This is a genomic window from Actinoallomurus soli (genome assembly GCF_024055715.1).
GTDB classification, from domain to species: domain Bacteria; phylum Actinomycetota; class Actinomycetes; order Streptosporangiales; family Streptosporangiaceae; genus Actinoallomurus; species Actinoallomurus soli.
In genome coordinates this window covers 295,234-312,439 of sequence record NZ_JAMXMV010000001.1, presented here as the reverse complement: position 1 = coordinate 312,439, position 17,206 = coordinate 295,234, and the positions used below count along the sequence as shown (strand labels likewise).

General features: G+C 71.7%; 13 protein-coding genes and 1 pseudogene. 10 read left to right on the top strand and 4 right to left on the bottom strand.

Translation table 11 applies throughout. From position 1 onward, the window contains the following. Window positions 1-6: 6 nt before the first annotated feature. A complete protein-coding gene (locus NDW01_RS01435) occupies window positions 7-414 on the bottom strand; it encodes an RDD family protein (RefSeq protein ID WP_308211615.1) in 408 nt (135 codons plus the stop codon). A 193-nt stretch (window positions 415-607) separates the two neighbouring features. Here NDW01_RS01435 and glnA point away from each other — a divergent pair, with 193 nt between their 5' ends. After that, entirely contained in the window at window positions 608-2,032 is a 1,425-nt protein-coding gene (gene glnA / locus NDW01_RS01430) for a type I glutamate--ammonia ligase (RefSeq protein ID WP_252815806.1), read from the top strand. A 99-nt stretch (window positions 2,033-2,131) separates the two neighbouring features. On the opposite strand, the gene NDW01_RS01425 is transcribed toward glnA, so the two are convergent. Next, entirely contained in the window at window positions 2,132-2,575 is a 444-nt protein-coding gene (locus NDW01_RS01425) for an ArsI/CadI family heavy metal resistance metalloenzyme (protein ID WP_252815804.1), read from the bottom strand. 115 nt (window positions 2,576-2,690) lie between these two features. Here NDW01_RS01425 and NDW01_RS01420 point away from each other — a divergent pair, with 115 nt between their 5' ends. The 7 genes and pseudogenes from NDW01_RS01420 to NDW01_RS01390 all read left to right on the top strand — a co-directional run bounded on the left by NDW01_RS01420 (window position 2,691) and on the right by NDW01_RS01390 (window position 7,037). Then, complete coding sequence (locus NDW01_RS01420) at window positions 2,691-3,077, top strand: ArsR/SmtB family transcription factor (protein WP_252815802.1); 387 nt, start codon at window positions 2,691-2,693, stop codon at window positions 3,075-3,077. Beyond that, a pseudogene (locus NDW01_RS01415) lies at window positions 3,074-3,478 on the top strand (arsenate reductase ArsC); the annotation flags it as partial. The gene NDW01_RS01420 and the pseudogene NDW01_RS01415, both read left to right, overlap by 4 nt. A gap of 6 nt (window positions 3,479-3,484) precedes the next feature. After that, window positions 3,485-4,021, top strand: coding sequence for a GNAT family N-acetyltransferase (locus NDW01_RS01410; RefSeq protein WP_406567684.1), 537 nt, complete (start codon window positions 3,485-3,487; stop codon window positions 4,019-4,021). A 100-nt stretch (window positions 4,022-4,121) separates the two neighbouring features. Next, entirely contained in the window at window positions 4,122-4,622 is a 501-nt protein-coding gene (locus NDW01_RS01405; protein WP_252815800.1) for an HAD domain-containing protein, read from the top strand. 26 nt (window positions 4,623-4,648) lie between these two features. Beyond that, entirely contained in the window at window positions 4,649-5,056 is a 408-nt protein-coding gene (locus NDW01_RS01400) for an OsmC family protein (protein WP_252815798.1), read from the top strand. A gap of 312 nt (window positions 5,057-5,368) precedes the next feature. After that, window positions 5,369-6,202: a phosphatase PAP2 family protein gene (locus NDW01_RS01395; RefSeq protein ID WP_252815796.1), complete on the top strand. Its 834-nt coding sequence runs from the start codon at window positions 5,369-5,371 to the stop codon at window positions 6,200-6,202. A 13-nt stretch (window positions 6,203-6,215) separates the two neighbouring features. Further along, entirely contained in the window at window positions 6,216-7,037 is an 822-nt protein-coding gene (locus NDW01_RS01390; RefSeq protein WP_252815794.1) for a phosphatase PAP2 family protein, read from the top strand. Between the two features lie 30 nt (window positions 7,038-7,067). Here the strand turns inward: NDW01_RS01390 and NDW01_RS01385 are convergent, their stop codons facing one another. Continuing rightward, window positions 7,068-8,588 carry a N,N-dimethylformamidase beta subunit family domain-containing protein gene (locus NDW01_RS01385; RefSeq protein ID WP_308211643.1) on the bottom strand — a complete coding sequence of 507 codons (1,521 nt, stop codon included), beginning with the start codon at window positions 8,586-8,588 and terminating at the stop codon, window positions 7,068-7,070. Window positions 8,589-8,748: 160 nt separating this feature from the next. Continuing rightward, window positions 8,749-11,748, bottom strand: coding sequence for a bifunctional [glutamine synthetase] adenylyltransferase/[glutamine synthetase]-adenylyl-L-tyrosine phosphorylase (locus NDW01_RS01380; RefSeq protein WP_308211614.1), 3,000 nt, complete (start codon window positions 11,746-11,748; stop codon window positions 8,749-8,751). A 182-nt stretch (window positions 11,749-11,930) separates the two neighbouring features. Here NDW01_RS01380 and NDW01_RS01375 point away from each other — a divergent pair, with 182 nt between their 5' ends. After that, on the top strand, window positions 11,931-13,277 hold the full coding sequence (locus NDW01_RS01375; protein WP_252815790.1) for an FG-GAP-like repeat-containing protein: 1,347 nt from the start codon (window positions 11,931-11,933) through the stop codon (window positions 13,275-13,277). A gap of 157 nt (window positions 13,278-13,434) precedes the next feature. Then, the gene (locus NDW01_RS01370; protein ID WP_252815788.1) at window positions 13,435-17,205 is read left to right on the top strand and encodes a DUF6531 domain-containing protein; all 3,771 of its coding nucleotides are present in this window, start codon (window positions 13,435-13,437) and stop codon (window positions 17,203-17,205) included. Window position 17,206 lies beyond the last annotated feature (1 nt).

Here is a 17,206-nt window from a genome sequence, read left to right as displayed (position 1 = left end):
TACGGCTCAGAGCCGTACGACGACGCTGTTCGCGGCGCGGTCGTGCAGGCCGCGGTAGTCGCGGTCCCAGATGAGGGCGGGCACGACCAGCACCAGCAGCAGCGCGCGCACGAAGGCCCACAACGGCCCGACCGGGCCGCCGTCGACGCGGACGACCCGCAGCCCGCACAGCCGCTTGCCCACCGTCGTCCCGATCGACCCGATGAGCAGCCACGCCATCACGCCGAACACGAGCAGCGTGATGAGACTGCGGGTCTGCGGGCCCACGTGCAGGGCGCCCGCCAGGACGGCGGCGACCGCGAGGGCGATCAGCCAGTCGATCACCAGGGCGCCCAGCCGCCGGCCGTACCCCGCCGCGGAGCCCGTCCCCTCGCGCGGGAGACCCATCCGCTCACCGGGGTACCCGAGGTCCACGCCTGCCGCGCGAGCTCCTTCGATCCATGATCCGATCGAGCGCCGACGTTCAGTCATACCCCCAAAGCTATCCGCCGAACCGCGTTCGAACGGTTCCAGGGTGGCCGTAACACACGCGAAACACATGGGACACGGGTCGGAAACGGCGGGCACCTAACGTTCTAACCGCACTAGAGCGCCCCAAGGAGGTTGGATGTTCAACAACGCCGAAGAGGTCCTGAACTTCATCAGGAACGAAGGGGTGCAGTTCGTCGATTGCAGGTTCACGGATCTGCCCGGCACCACGCAGCACTTCACGTTCCCGGTGGAGAACTTCGGAGAGAACGTCTTCACCGACGGGCTGATGTTCGACGGTTCGTCCATCCGTGGGTTCCAGGAGATCCACGAGTCGGACATGCTGCTGCTGCCGGACCCGTCGACGGCTGTGGTCGACCCGTTCCGCCAGCACAAGACGCTGAACCTCAATTTCTTCGTCCACGACCCGCTGACCGGCGAGCCGTACACCCGCGACCCGCGCAACGTCGCCCGCAAGGCGGAGGACTACCTGCGCGGCACCGGCATCGCGGACACGGCGTTCTTCGGCCCGGAGGCGGAGTTCTACATCTTCGACGACGTGCGCTTCGAGACGAAGGCGCACGAGTCGTACTTCCACATCGACTCCATCGAGGGCGCGTGGAACACCGGCCGCAAGGAGGACGGCGGCAACCTCGGGTACAAGCCGCGGTTCAAGGGCGGCTACTTCCCGGTCCCGCCGATGGACCACTTCACCGACCTGCGCTCGGAGATGGTCCGGCAGCTCATCGAGTGCGGCATCGAGACCGAGATGCAGCACCACGAGGTCGGCACCGCCGGTCAGGCGGAGATCGACATCAGGTTCGACACGCTGCTGACCATGGCCGACAAGATGATGCTCTACAAGTACATCATCAAGAGCGTCGCCCGGCAGCACGGCAAGACCGTCACCTTCATGCCCAAGCCGATCTTCGGTGACAACGGCTCCGGCATGCACTGCCACCAGTCGCTGTGGAAGGACGGCTCGCCGCTCTTCTACGACGAGGTCGGCTACGCGGGCCTGTCCGACACCGCGCGCTACTACATCGGCGGCCTGCTCAAGCACGCCCCGTCGCTGCTGGCCTTCACCAACCCGACGGTGAACTCCTTCCACCGCCTGGTCCCGGGCTACGAGGCGCCGGTCAACCTGGTGTACTCCCAGCGGAACCGCTCGGCCTGCGTCCGGATCCCGATCACCGGGTCGAACCCCAAGGCCAAGCGCCTGGAGTTCCGCGTTCCGGACCCGTCCGCCAACCCGTACCTCGCGTTCTCGGCCATGCTGATGGCCGGCCTCGACGGCATCAAGAACAAGGTCGAGCCGGCGGAGCCGGTGGACAAGGACCTGTACGAGCTGCCGCCCGAGGAGGCGCGCAACATCCCGCAGGTCCCGGGCTCGCTGGAGGCGGTCCTGAACGCGCTCGAGGCCGACCACGACTACCTCCTCGAGGGCGGCGTGTTCACGCCGGACCTCATCGAGACGTGGATCGCCTACAAGCGCGAGAACGAGCTGGACCCGATCCGGCTCCGCCCGCACCCGCACGAGTTCGAGCTGTACTACGACGTCTGATCCCGCGGACGCCGAGCGAGCGCCCCGCCACCGGTTCCGGTGGCGGGGCGCTCGTCCGTTTCACGGACCGGGCGACGATCGGTTCCGGCGCTCCGGCCTTCAGCGGCCGGGGGCGGCCCGGGACTCGCCGGTGGCGGGGAGGCAGCAGGTCGAGCCGGTGGGCCTCTCGAGGGTGTCGGCGTCGGCCTTGACGACGTAGACCTCCCACGGCTCGGAGCCGGGGCCGCGCACCCAGACCTTGTCCTGCACCGCGTAGCAGCAGGCCGTGTCGGCCTCCTCGACCGTCGCCAGGCCGGCCTCCTTGAGGCGCTCGGCCGCGGCCGCGACCTGGCCGGTGTGCTCGACCTCGACCCCGAGGTGATCCATCCGCGTCTCCTCGCCCGTCTCGCCCTCGATCAGGACCAGCTTCAGCGGGGGCTCGGCGATGGCGAAGTTGGCGTAGCCGGGTCGGCGCTTGGCGGGCTCGGCACCGAAGAGCCGGGTGTAGAAGGCGACGGAGGCCTCCAGGTCGGCGACGCGCAGGGCGAGCTGGATACGGGACATCGGATGGTCCTTCCACGGGTCGGGGCGAGCGACGGGAGCGCTGATTAGATAATCATCTAATCAGCCCCGCGCCGTCAGTTTGCGATGCTGCATAGACGTGTGTCAAATTAGAAACATGTCGAAGAAGGGGCTGTCGCTGCTCGACGTGTCGGAGGCCGACGCGGGCGCGTGCTGCGCGCCGCTGGCGTGCGAGCCGCTGACCGCCGGTGAGGCCGAGGACCTGGCACCGCTGTTCAAGGCGCTCGCCGACCCGGTCCGGTTGCGCCTGCTGTCGCTGATCGCCTGCCATGACGGCGGGGAGGCGTGCGTCTGCGACCTGACGTCGGCCTTCGAGCTGACGGCGCCGACGATCTCGCATCACCTCAAGGTGCTCAAGCAGGCCGGTCTGATCGACTCCGAGCGCCGGGGCACCTGGGTCTACTACTGGATCAACCCGACCGCGCTGACACGGCTGTCGGCGCTCCTGCGGCCCCGGCACGCGTTCGGCGCGGTGGAGGGGTGACGGACGTGCCCGAGATCCCCGAGGTGCTGTTCGTCTGCGTGCACAACGCCGGACGCTCCCAGATGGCCGCCGCCCTGCTCGAACACCACGCCGCCGGGCGGGTGCGCGTCCGCTCCGCCGGCTCCGCGCCCGCCTCGGAGATCAACCCGGCCGTCGTCCAGGTGATGGGTGAGCTCGGCATCGACCTGTCCGCGCGGTCCCCCAAGGCGCTGACCGGCGACACGGTCCGGGCGGCCGACGTGGTGGTCACCATGGGTTGCGGTGACGCCTGCCCGGTCCTTCCCGGCAAGCGGTACCTCGACTGGCGGCTCCCCGATCCGGCGGGACGGTCCGCCGACGAGATCCGGCCGATCCGCGAGGAGATCGACCGCCGCGTCCGTGCCCTGCTGGACGAGCTCCTCGGTGCGGTGGCGCCGCCGGACGGCCGGGCTCCCGTTCCGCCGGGCGTCACGATCCGGCCGATGCGGAGCGAGGACGCCGGCGAGGTCCTGGCGATCTATCAGGCGGGTCTCGACGGCGGCGACGCCAGCTTCGAGACCGAGGCTCCGACGTGGGACGCCTTCGACCGGGCCAGGCTGCCGGCGCACCGGCACGTCGCCGCGGACACGGCCACGGGCCGGATCCTCGGCTGGGTGGCCGTCACCGCGGTGTCCGGCCGTTGCGTCTACGCGGGCGTCGTCGAGCACAGCGTGTACGTCCACCCCGACCACTGCGGCCGCGGCATCGCCTCCGCGCTCCTGCGGGCGCTCATCGACTCGACGGAGGCCGACGGGATCTGGACGATCCAGTCGGGCGTCTTCCCGGAGAACACGGCCAGCCTGCGGCTGCACGCCAAGGCCGGGTTCCGTACCGTCGGCGTCCGGGAGCGTCTCGGCCGGCACCACGACCGCTGGCGCGACGTCGTCCTCATCGAACGGCGCAGCGCCGCGACCGGGATCTCCTGACGGGCGGGCCTCGGCCCCCGCACGGGAAAATGAAATTTGATCGATCATTTCTCCCGCCGACCACTGGCCGGAGCGCATCGGCTGACATAGCGTCCGATGCATGGACACGCCGCTGGTGCTGCTCGACGTGGACGGTGTTCTCAATCCCCTGCAACGCTCCCCCGGCTATCAGCGGTACCGGGCCTCCCCCGACGGGGTGGTCTACCGGCTGCTGCTCAACCCGCTGCACGGACCGCTCCTGACCGGCCTCGCGGCCGCCACCGGCGCGGAGATCGTCTGGGCGAGTTACTGGAGGGACGCGGCGAACGACTGGATCAGCCCGCGGATCGGGCTGCCGTCCACCCTGCGGTACGTCCCGATCCCCCGCCACGATCCGGAGTTCTCCCTCGGAGCGTGGAAGGCCCGGCACGTGGCCGCCTGGGTGGGCGAACGGCCGTTCGTCTGGCTGGAGGACGAACCGGACGTGCCGGAGGCCCTCGCCGGAGAGGACGGGCTGGGCCCGTACCTCATCGTGCCGGTGGATCCGCTGCACGGGCTGGCCGAGACGCATGTGGACCAGGCCCGTACCTGGCTGGAACAACTCGTCCGGGACCATGGTTAGGCACAGCGACCTACAGAGGAGGCACCATGGCTTCGGTTCGGGTGGAGCGCACCGACGACGGAGGCTTCGTCGCCCGGAACGACCGCGGCGCGGAGGTGGCCGTCGGGGGCTCCGATGAGGACGGGGTCTTCACCCCCGTCGAACTGCTGCTGGCCGCGCTGGGCGGCTGTGAGATCGTGACGGTCGAGCCGCTCACCGCCAAACGCGGTCACCGGCTCGTCAGGCTCGCCGCGCGCGTGGAGGCCGAGAAGGTCGCGCCGACCAAGCTCGGCACGATCACCGTCACGTACGACGTCGAGTTCCCGGAGGGCGACGACAAGGCGCCGCAGATCTTCACCGAGGTCGCGCACCGCGTGCACGAGAACCACTGCACGGTCGGCCGCGCGCTCCGCGAGGGCACCCCCTCCGAGCAGGTGCTGCCCCCGCTGTCCTGACCGGCCTGTGAACCGCGCGCACACCCGGTCGGGCCCTGATCGGCGAGGGCCGGGACGCCGCAGCGGCACACCGCCCGGTGACCCGTCGTCACCGGGCGTCCCGGCCCGGCCGGTGCCCGCGGGCGCCGCCGGGGCGGCGGCCGGATCGGCGTTCCCGGCACACGCGAACGTGGCTTACGCTGGTCGTGATCCCGTGGGACCCGGTGGAGACGGCATCCCCCCTGAGGACTAGGCGCATAGTCTCCTGGTGCGAGTCGCAGACCATTCCTGAAGATGATCACAAAGGGATGCGGCTCGTCGAAGATTGACAGCATGGCCCAGCTAGCCGCCCCCCGTCCCCGTCCCGTCGACAAGCAGCCCACCGCCTCGTCCGTACGCTCGCCGGCGCTCCGGCTCTGGCGCGAGCTCGCGCTGGCCGCCGCCTTCTACTGCGCGTACACGCTGGTCCGGCTGCTGATCCCGCACGACGAGACGATGGCGTACGCGCACGCGTCACAGGTTCTGCGGCTGGAGCACGCGCTGGGCATCGACGTCGAGCTGGACCTCAACCACGCGCTCCTGCGGACGCCGTCAGTGGCCAAGGTGGCGAACTGGTTCTACGCCACCGCCCACTTCGCGGTCACCCTGACCGTGCTCGTGTGGCTCTACCGGCGGCGGCCGGAGCACTTCCGCCGGCTGCGCGCGGCCCTGATGGTCGCCACCGGGATCGCGCTGCTCGGCTTCTGGCTGTACCCGCTGGCGCCACCGCGTTTCCTCGGCGGCCGCGGCTTCGTCGACCCGGTGGTGGCGCTGCACAGCTTCGGCCTCTATTCGTCGCCGGAGGCCGGTTCGCTGACCAATCAGTTCGCGGCGATGCCGTCAATGCACGCCGGATGGGCATTGTGGTGCGCGATCGCGGTCGTGACGCTTTCGAAGCGTCCCTGGGTACGGGCGATCGCCGCGCTTTACCCGGTCGTGACAATTCTGGTGATCTTCTCGACCGCCAATCATTACGTGGTGGACGCGGCGGCGGGTGTTGTGATCACCGCGTCCGCGCTGCTCATCGGCAGGCTTCCCCTGGCGAAGATGACGAGGATCGGACCGATGAAAGATCACAAAGTGACAAACAAGACAAGCAATACCGACGGGTCACCCGATTCGATCTGAGAACATGGGGATCATGTCAAGGTCGGCCGTGGTGCCGGTCGCCACGGGCGACCTGACGGGGGAGCAGGCCGGCGGGCGCGCCGCCGGGCGCCCCCGGTTCTATCGCGAGATTCTGCTCATCGCCCTCTGTTACGGCGCCTACTCCCTGGTGCGCGATCTCGTGCCGCGCAACCACACGGCGGCGCTGAGCCGCGGGCACGACATCCTCCACCTGGAGCGCCTGCTCCACCTGAACGTCGAGCTGTCGATCAACCGGCTGTTCACGGACGAGCGCTGGCTCGGAGTGAGCGCGAACTACTACTACTCGAGCCTCCACTTCATCATCACGATCGGCGTGCTCGTCTGGCTCTACGTGCGCCATGCGGACCGCTACGTGTTCTACCGGCGGTTGATCTTCGCGACCACGGTGCTCGCCCTCGTCGGGTTCTGGCTGTACCCGCTGGCGCCGCCGCGCATGATCCCCGGGTTCGTCGACACGGTGCTCTCGTTCCACACCACCGGCCTGTACGAGTCCAGCGCCTCGCCGGTCGCCTCGGTGTCCAACCAGTACGCCGCCATGCCGTCGCTGCACACGGGGTGGTCCCTGTGGTGCGCGATCGCCATCGCCGACCTGGCGCGGCCCAGCCGGTTCCGGTGGCTGGCGTACTGCTATCCCGCCGCGACCGTGTTCGTGATCCTGGGGACGGCCAATCACTACGTGCTCGACGCCATCGGCGGCGTGGTCACCCTGGGCGTCGGATACGCCGCGACCCGGACGGTACGGGTCGTGGTCCCGCGCCTCGGCCCGGTCTCCCGCGTCTTCTCCACCGACACGGGCGGCTCGACGGTCAACTGACCGCGCCACGCTCCGCCTCCCGTCCACGCCTCAGTCCAGGTCCGCGCCCTGCGCCAGACCGGTCTTGGCCGGCCGGATCTTCCCGAGGTTGTCGCGTACCGGGTGGGCCCGGCCGGCCGGACCGGCGGCGAAGGCGCGCAGGACGTTCTCGGTGACCTTGGACACGAAGGACGCCGCCTTGCCGGTCACCCCGTGGCCGCAGGCCCGTCCGCGCATCGAGCAGACCCAGCGCATGGTCCCGGTGGCGAACACCCCGGCCCCGCTCTTGGCCGTGTAATACGTCGCGTCGCTGGTCGTCGTGTAGGTGCCGCAGTGGATCGTCGAGTGGGCCAGCACCTCGATGGGCCGCGGGGTCGGGCCGCCCGAGGTCACCGCGTCCGACTCCGGTCCGATCACGCCGGGGAACTCCTCCCCCTCGCGCGCGCCGGTGCCGGCGAACATCCAGGCGTCCGGCCGGTACACCTTCCACGCCCCGTCGGCGGGGAAGCAGGTGTACATGATCCCGATCAAGGCGCTCTCCGGGCGCGGCTTGGGCGACAGGCGCCAGTCCTGGGTCTTCTCCGCCGGATCCTTGATCGGGTCCTCGTCGGCGCTCTTGTAGCAGACGACGAGGCGGTCGGCGCCGAGGGCGGTCGGTTCGAACCGGATGTGCCGGTTGACCGCGTTGGCCCCGAGGAACGCGATGTTCATCCCGGCGTCGCGGGCCTTCGTCGTCTCGTCGCGCATGGCGGTCGACCAGTACTCGTCGTGGCCGAGGGTGACCAGCGCCCGTGCGCCGTCGAGCAGCCGCGGGTCGTGGTGCAGGTCGTTGTCGGTCTCGTACGCGAGGGGCAGCCCCGTCTTCTCGGCGAGCGCGATGGCGGGCTGTTCGAAGGCCAGGAACTTCACCGCGCCGTTCCCGTCGTACGGGCGGTCGAAGCTCACCGCGCGGGACCGGCCGTCGAAGCCGCCCGGCCCCTGGTACAGGTCCCGGCCGCCCCACATGTTGTACGCCTGCCAGGTCGTCGTCCCGTTCAGGATCACGACCCTGCCCGCCGTGCTCGCCGACCGTACGGTGATCGGCACGAACCGCTGGGCCCCCGAGTCGGCGTCGAGGCGCAGCAGGTAGGAGCCTTCCGGCCAGCCGCGGGTGGAGACGGTGAGCGAGGGCTGCCAGGACGCGGTGACCGTGTGCGTCTTACCTGTCGTCTTCGCGGCCCCCTGCCGCCGCCCGGCCTGGGGCGGCGCGGTCCAGACCTTCCTCGCCTGGGCCCCGGCGTACCAGCCCATGCGGAAGGCGCTGACGGTATAGCCCTTGGCCGTGGTGGAGACGAACAGCCGGAACGACTCGCCGGGCAGCACGCTCACGCGGTCGGCGAAGCCCTCGATGGCGTGCTCGGCGCCGGTCTTGCGCACCTTCCAGTCCGCGTTCCCCGGCCTGCCGTTCTCGGCCACCGCGGGCGAGGGAGCGGATCGGGGCGCCCTGGACGGACCCGCGGCCCTGCGATGTCCGCCGCCGCAGCCGGCGAGGGCCAGGAGGAGGACGGCGACGGCGGCGACGGCCCGGTTCATGATCACGACGAGGATTCTCGCGCATCGCCGCCCGCGTCGGTGCGGGCATGACCATGCGTTGACCTCCGCCCGGCGTTTCCGTGCGTCCGGTCCCCGAAGCCCGGCTCCCGCACGGACCCGCGAGGCCCGGCTCTCTCACGAGCCCGCGCGCCCGGCTCCCCTACGACCCCGCCACGTCGCCGTAGAAGACGCGTTCGACGACGGCGCGGGCGTGGCGGGCGTGGCGCCGGTAGTCCTCCAGCATCTCGCCGGAGGCGTCGTAGCCGAGCACCCGGGCCACGGCGGAGCGTTCACGGTGGTGCTCGGTCGGCAGCAGGTCCGAGGCCCGTCCCCGTACGAGCATGACGGCGTTGCGGATGCGCGTGGCGAGCCGCCAGGCGTCGGCGAGCCGTACGGCGTCCTCGCGGTCCAGCAGGCCGGCCGCCGCAGCCGCGTCGAGCGCCGCCAGCGTCCGCGTGGTCCGCAGCTCCGGAACGTCGTACGCGTGCCGGAGCTGCAGGAGCTGGGCCACCCACTCGACGTCGGACAGGCCGCCGGGCCCGAGCTTGGTGTGCAGGCGGCGGTCCACGCCGCGGGGCAGCCGCTCGGCCTCCATCCGGGCCTTGAGCCGGCGGATCTCCATGAGGGCACGGTCGTCGATGCCGCCCTGGGGCCACCGCAGCGGGTCGATCAGCGTCCGGAAGCGCGCGCGGAGCTCCTCGTCGCCGATGACGGGCGCCGCGCGCAGCAGCGCCTGGCTCTCCCACGGCGAGGACCAGCGCCGGTAGTACGAGGCGTACGAGTCGAAGGTGCGCACGAGCGGGCCCTGGCGTCCCTCCGGCCGCAGCCCCGGGTCGATGACCAGCGGCGGGTCGGGCGCCGGCAGGGCGAGCAGCCTCCGCAGCTCCTCCGCGACCGCGTGCGCCGCGGGCGCCGCCTCCTCCTCCCGGCCCGGCAGGGGGTCGTGGACGTACATGACGTCCGCGTCGCTGCCGTACCCGAGCTCGTACCCTCCGAGGCGGCCCATCGCGACGATCGCGAACCTCGTCGGCAGCGGCGACCGGCGCTCCATCTCGATCTTCTCGATCGCGGCCCGCAGCGCCGCCTCGATCGTGACGAGGGCGATGGCGGTGAGCGCCTCGCCGGTCTCGCCCACGTCGAGGCGGCCGAGCAGGTCCGCGACCGCGACGCGCAGCAGCTCGCGGCGCCGGATCCCGCGTAGGGCGGTGACGGCGTCGGCCGCCGGATCGAGCTGCAGGCGGACGGGGACGGCGCTCATGTGCCGGCCCACGGCGGCCAGCGCCTCCCCGCGCAGCGCACCGGCCGGGCGTGGCGTCAGCTCCGCGTCGCCGCGCAGCAGGGAGACGGCCTCCGGCGCGCGCAGCAGCAGGTCGGTGGCGTAGCGGCTGGAGGACAGCACGTGCGCCATCCGCTCGGCCACGGTGACGTCGTCGCGCAGCAGGCGCAGGTACCACGGCGTGGTGCCGAGCGCGTCGCTGACCTGCCGGAACCCGAGGAGTCCGGCGTCGGGGTCGGGGCCGTCGGCGAACCAGCCCAGCATGACGGGCAGCAGCGTGCGCTGGATCGAGGCGCGCCGGGACACCCCGGCGGTGAGCGACTGCAGGTGCCGCAGCGCGCCGTCCGGGTCGGTGTAGCCGAGCGCCTCCAGGCGGGCACGCGCCGCCTCGCGGGTCAGGCGCGCCTCCTCCCCCGGCAGGCGGGCCACCGCGACGAGCAGCGGCCGGTAGAACAGCTTCTCGTGCAGGCGCCGGACCTCACGGGCGTGCCGTCGCCACTCGGTGGTGAACTCCGCCACGGGGTCGGTGCGGAACCCCAGGGCGCGGCCGAGGCGCCGCAGGTCGGCGGCGTCCTCGGGCACCAGGTGCGTCCGGCGCAGCCGGTGGAGCTGGATCAGGTGCTCGACGCGCCGCAGGAAGCGGTACGCGTTCGCGAGCGCGGCGGCGTCGGCCCGGCCGACGTACCCGCCCCAGGACAGCTTCTTCAGGGCGTTCAGCGTGTTGGAACCGCGCAGTTCCTCGTCCGTACGGCCGTGCACGAGCTGCAGCAGCTGCACCGCGAACTCCACGTCGCGCAGGCCGCCGGGACCGAGCTTGAGCTGCCGCCCGGCGTGGTCCGGGTCGATGTGCTCCTCGACCCGGCGGCGCATGCCCTGGACGTCCTCGACGAAGTTGTCGCGTTCGGCGGCCCGCCAGACCAGCGGGGCGAGCGCCCCGACGTACTCCTCGCCCAGCTCCCGGTCCCCCGCCACCGGCCGGGCCTTGAGCAGCGCCTGGAACTCCCAGGTCTTGGCCCAACGCTCGTAGTACGCGCGGTGGCTGGCGAGCGTCCGGACGAGAGGGCCCGCCTTGCCCTCGGGCCGCAGGGCGGCGTCCACCTCCCAGAGCGCGCCTTCGGCGGTGCTGGCCGAGCAGGCCCGGATCATCCCGGACGCCAGCCGCGTCGCGGCCCGCAACGCGGCCGTCTCGTCCTGGCCGGGCATCGGCTCGGCGACGAAGACGACGTCGACGTCGCTGACGTAGTTCAGCTCCCGCCCGCCGCACTTGCCCATGCCGATCACCGCGAGCCGGCAGGTGCCGGCCTGCTCGCCGAGTTCGGCGCGGGCGATGGCCAGGCCCGCCTCGAGCGCGGCGGCGGCCAGGTCGGCGAGTTCGGCCGCGACGTCCTCGACGTCCGTCACGCCGGTCAGGTCCCGGCCCGCCAGGTGCAGGAGCGCCCTCCGGTACGCGACCCGGAGCGCGACCGCGGGCTCCGCTCCCCCGGCGCGGGGGGCGGGGTCGGCCGCGTCGGCGCCGACGGCGGTCAGCAGCGCGGTCCGCAGTTCCCCGGCCGTGGGACGCCGCAGCGCCGTGGGACCGGCGAGGACCCGCCAGTGGCCGGGATGGCGCGCCAGGTGGTCGCCGAGCGCGGCGCTGACGCCCAGGACTGCGATCAGCCTGCGGAGGGCGTCCGGGTCTGCGGCGAGTTCGTCCTGGATGTCGGCCCGTTCCAGCATCCGGAGCAGACCGGTGAGGGCCAGGTCCGGGTCCGCGGCGGAGCCCAGGACATCGAGCAGGTCGTCACCGAGCCGCTGTCCCGCCAGACGGCGCTGGGCCTCGGCGACGTCCGTGATGCCGAGGCGGGCCAGCCGGGCGGTGATGCTCTCCGTACGGCGTTCGCTCACGGTCAAAGGTAATCATGAGCCTCCGGTGGGCCGTACGGGCGTCTCGGGTGTCGGCGGCCCGACGCGACGCCGGGCGTTCACGGCGTTCGCTCGCGCCCAAGAAAGATCACGGCCGGATGCCAACTCTCGGCCGGAACGGCGCGTCTCCTCTTTTACGGCAACTGTCAGTAAGGAGTCAGTCAGTGAGAATCCTCGCCACGGGCACCATCGCCATGGTGACCGTCGCCGCGACGGCCGGCCTCGCCTCGGCGGCGGTCGCGGCCGCGCCGCGCCAGCCGGTGACGCCGGCCGGTGTGCGGGCGGCCGTGAAACCGGCCAAGCCCGGTGACTTCAACGGCGACGGCTACCGTGACCTGGCCATCGGCGCCCCGGACGCCAAGGTCGGTACGGCGACGAAGGCGGGCGCCGTCGCGGTGGCGTACGGGTCGAAGAACGGCCTGAGCACGGCGCGACGCCAGGTCATCAGCCAGAACAGCGCCGGAATCCCCGGCACCGCGGAGAAGGGCGACCACTTCGGCCGGCAGCTGGCCGTCGGCGATTTCAACCGGGACGGCTACTCCGACCTGGCGATCGGCGCACCCGGCGAGGACATCGGCACGAAGAAGGACGCCGGGTCGCTGACGATCGTGTTCGGATCCAAGAACGGCCTGTCGACCAAGGCCGTCGCCGTGGACGGTGTCGGTGGCAACACGCTCACCGCCGGCGACTTCGACAAGGACGGCCGTACGGACTTCGCGACCGCCGCGGTCAACGGCACGAAGATCTGGGTGATCCGGGGCACGACCTCGGCCACGCCGCGGGCGGTCGGGATCAGCCCCGGCAAGGACGGCGAGGTCGACACGCTCGCCGCCGGCGACGTGACCGGGGACGGCTACGCCGACCTGGCCGTGAGCTGGTGGTGGGACGACCCGGCCGATCAGGGCACCACGAGCGTGATCGCCGGATCGGCCAAGGGCCTGGGCAAGAAGGTCGGCCCCACGATCGAGCTCGGCGACACGAACGATGTCGCCGTGGGCGACCTGAACAAGGACGGCCGCGCGGACGTCGTCATCGGCGGGTACGAGGGCGACGGTTACCGGGTCTACCCCGGCACCAGGAACGGCATGGACGAGGCGCACGGCACGACCTGGACCGAGGGCAGCGACCCGGTCACGGTCGGGGACGTCAACGGCGACGGGTACGCCGACGTCGCGTCCGAGCTGTCGCCCGAGGACGGCGACGCCGTGGTCGCGACGCGTCTCGGCTCCGCGAAGGGTCTCTCCGCGAACGTCCGCACGATCACGGAGAAGAGCGTCGGCGTTCCGCCGAACCAGAACAACGGGTTCGGGAACTCGCTTGCCCTGACCGACCTGAACGGCGACGGCCGGGCCGAGCTGATCACGGGGATCCCGGGGCTCGACGACTTCGCCGGGGCGGTGGCCGTGACACCCGGCACCGCCTCCGGGATCGACGCGTCCGGCACGAAGCTGATCAAGGCGAGCACCTTCGGCCTCGGCGCCGGCGCCCGCTTCGGCACGCTCCCCCGCTGAGCGGAAGGATCAGGGGGTCCCCGGCGGGCCCCCTGGTTCCTGACACGGAGGACCGGGATCGGCCGGCCGATGACGGCACCGAGGTTCGCCGGCCGGCGTCCCTATCGGTGATCATTGTCGGAACGTCGGCGGGCGAAGGGTGGTCGAGGCGGTGGGGTTGCCAGGTGCCGTAGGTGAGGCGCTCAGCCGGACGCGGCTGTTCGGCGCGGTCGGGCACTTCCTGCGGCTGCCCGCGACGGGGACCGCCGTCCGCCGTGCGGCGGGAGACGCCGGCCACGTCGCCGAGCGGGCCCAGGGTTCGCGTCTGGCGAGTCTGCGCGCCACGTCCCGCCGCCTCTGGTCCCGGGTCACCACCAAGGACCCGATCGACGTGGCCACCGGCGAGGTGGTGCTGCGACAGACGGACGTGGAACTGGCCGGCGTGCTCCCGCTGGTGCTGGAGCGGACCCACGTGTCGTCGTACCGGTCGGGTTCGCTCCTGGGGCCGTCCTGGGCCTCCACCTTGGACCAGCGGCTGGCGGCCGACGCCTCGGGGATGACCTTCGCCGCCGAAGACGGCATGCTGCTGGTCTACCCTCCCCCGTCCGCCGGCACGACGGTATGGCCACTGGAGGGGCCGCGCTGGCCGCTCGCTCCCGTGCCCGGCGGTGGATACACCGTCACCGATCCGCAGGCCGGCGTCACTCGTCACTTCGCCGCCGCGGATCCCGCACGTCCCGGGAACCTCCCGCTGACGGCCGTCACGGACCGCAACGGCAACCGGATCACGCTGGTCTACGACGAAACGGCCACCCTCACCGAGGTGCGGCACTCAGCCGGATACCGGATCGCCGTCGACGTCGTGGACGGACGTCTCAGGATGCTGCGTCTCCTGACCGGGGAGAGCGGCGATGACGCCGTCGACCTCGTGCGTTACGGCTATGACCAGGCCGGCCACCTCGCCGAAGTGATCGACTCGTCCGGCCGGCCGCTCCGGTTCTCCTATGACGACACCGGGCGGATGACCGAATGGCTCGACCGCAACGGCTCCTGGTACCGCTACACCTACGACGAGCAGGGGCGCGGTGTCCGCGGCGAGGGCTCGGGCGGCTTCCTGAACACCCGCGTCGAGTACGCTCCCGACGGCCGCCGTACCAGGGTGACCGACTCGCTCGGGAACGTCACCACCTACCACTTCAACGACCTCGGCCAGGTGATCGCCGAGGCCGACCCGCACGGGCACCGCACCGTTTCGGAGTGGGATCGCTACGACCGGCTCCTGGCCCGCGCCGATCCGCTCGGCCACACGACGCGATACTCCTACGACGAGGCGGGGAACGTCACCGCGATCCTCCGCCCGGACGGCCATCGGATCATCAGCCGCTACAACGAGCTGAACCTTCCCGTCGCGCTCGTGGAGGCGGACGGGGAGACGACCTGGCGGCAGGAGTACGACGAGCGCGGCAACCTGATCGCCGTCACCGACCCGCTCGGTCACACCACCCGCCGCGCCTACGATCACCGCGGCCGCCTCACCACGATCACGGACGCGGTCGGCGGCACCACTCGCGTGGTCCCGAACCCCGCCGGACTCCCGATGGAGATCACCGACCCCTCGGGCGCGCGCCTCCGGGTCGAGCGCGATGCCTTCGGCCGGGTGACCGCGGTCACGGACCCGGTCGGCGGGGTGACGCGGTACGGCTGGACCACCGAGGGACGACCGGCCTGGCGGGCCCTGCCCGGTGGTGCGGTCGAACGCTGGATCCATGACGGCGAGGGCAACGCGGTCGCCCATGTCGACCCCCTGGGCCGTACGACCCGGACCGCGTACACCCACTTCGATCTCCCCGCCGCGCGGACCGGACCGGACGGGGCACGTCTGGAGTTCGGCTACGACACGGAGGCGCGCCTCATCTCCGTCACCAACGCGCAGGGCCTGGTCTGGCGGTACGACTATGACGCCGCCGGACGGCTCGTGGGCGAGACGGACTTCAACGGGCGCCGCCTCACCTACGCGTACGACGCGGCCGGCCGGCTCATCTCCCGGCTGGACCAGACCGGCGAGGCCGTCCGATTCACCCGGGACCCGCTCGGCCGGATGACCGCCCGGACCGGCGACGGGGGCGTCGTCACCCTCGCGTATGACGCCGCCGGCCGCCTGATCCGCGCCGCCGGTCCGGACACGGAGGTGGTCTTCGGGCGAGACCGGCTCGGCCGGATCGTCGCCGAGACACGGGACGGTGCGACCGTCACCAGCACCTATGACGCGCGGGGCCGGCGGATCCACCGTCGTACGCCCAGCGGTGCCGAATCCCACTGGGCGTACGACTCCGCGGGCCGGCCGATCGGTCTGCGGACGGGCGGACTGACGCTCGGCTTCGCTCACGACCCCGCGGGGCGAGAGATCGAACGCCGGATCGGCGACGGCGTCCTGCTCGCTCAGCAGTGGGATCCGGACCACCGCCTGACCGCGCAGACCCTGTGGGCCGCACCGGGCGTCGGCCCGGCCGCCGCCACGCCGGAGCCCGGGACACCACCGGCGCCCTCCTTGCTGCAGCATCGCGCCTACGCCTACCGGGCCGACGGGTACCTCACGGGAATCGCCGACCAACGGGACGGTGTACGCGCGCTGGACGTTGATCCGGCCGGACGCGTGACGGCCGTCCGGGCCGCCGGCTGGACTGAACGCTATGCCTACGACACGGCGGGAAACGTCACCCACGCGCTCTGGCCGGCGACGTCCGCGAGCGGCTCGCCCGACGATGAGGCCTTCGGCGACCGGGAGTACTCGGGCACCCTGCTGCGCCGGGCCGGGCGGGTCCACTACGAACACGACGTTCACGGTCGGGTGGTCGCGCGCCGCCACCGCACCCTGTCGGGCAAGGTCCGTACCTGGAGATTCACCTGGAACGGCGACGACAGGCTGACGTCCGTCATCACTCCGGAGGGCCGGGAGTGGCAGTACCGGTACGACCCGCTCGGGCGGCGCGTCGAGAAGCGGCTGGTCGGCCGTGACGGTGTCATCGAACGGACCGACTTCACGTGGGACGGCCCGGTCCTGGCCGAGCAGACCCGCACGGTGCGACGACCCGGCGGGTCGGCGCGCCGCACCATCACCTGGGAACACCGGCCGGGTACCTTCGAACCGCTCACCCAGACGGAGCGTTCGCCCGATCACGAGGCTCGCCGGGGACGGGTCGACGAGCGGTTCCACGCGATCATCACGGATCTGGTCGGCAGGCCCGCCGAGCTCGTCGACGCCTCCGGCCGGGTCATGCCTCAGCCCGCGACGAACCTCTGGGGAGCCGGCCTCGGGAACGACGCGAGACCGTGCCCCCTCGGTTTCCCCGGCCAGTATCACGATCCCGAGACCGGCCTCGAGTACAACCACTGGCGCTACTACGATCCGGTCGGCGGTCGCTACCAGAGCGGCGACCCCCTCGGCATCACCCCGCAGCCGGATCCGCACGCGTACGTCCACAATCCGACCGCCGCGGCCGATCCGCTGGGTCTGGCCCCGTACCTGCTCGAGAACAACAGGAGCATGTGGGAGCAGAACATGGAGATGAAGGCCGCGCGGGACCGGGGCCTCACCCCCGTGACCCTGCGGGAGGACGCGGGGATGGAGAGTCTCATCGCCGCGCTCCGCGGGGAGACCGAGTTCAAGTGGGCGGTCGTCCCCGGCGAGGGAGGGGCGCACGAGTTGCGCGTGATGCCCTTCAACTACGGCGCCGGCGGCTGGAACAGGGTGGAGATGGCGCACACGATCCTCGCGGGACCCGGTGGCCGCGTCTACGCCGCAGGTTCCGGATCCGTGCTGATGGAGGGATTTCCGGCGTCCATCAACCGGGCGAGCGGGCACTTCGAGCCGGGACCGGAGACGATGGGCATCGGCAGTGCCGCGTTCGAGCGGGCGGGCATCGACGTCATCGTTTCGAACACCTATTGAG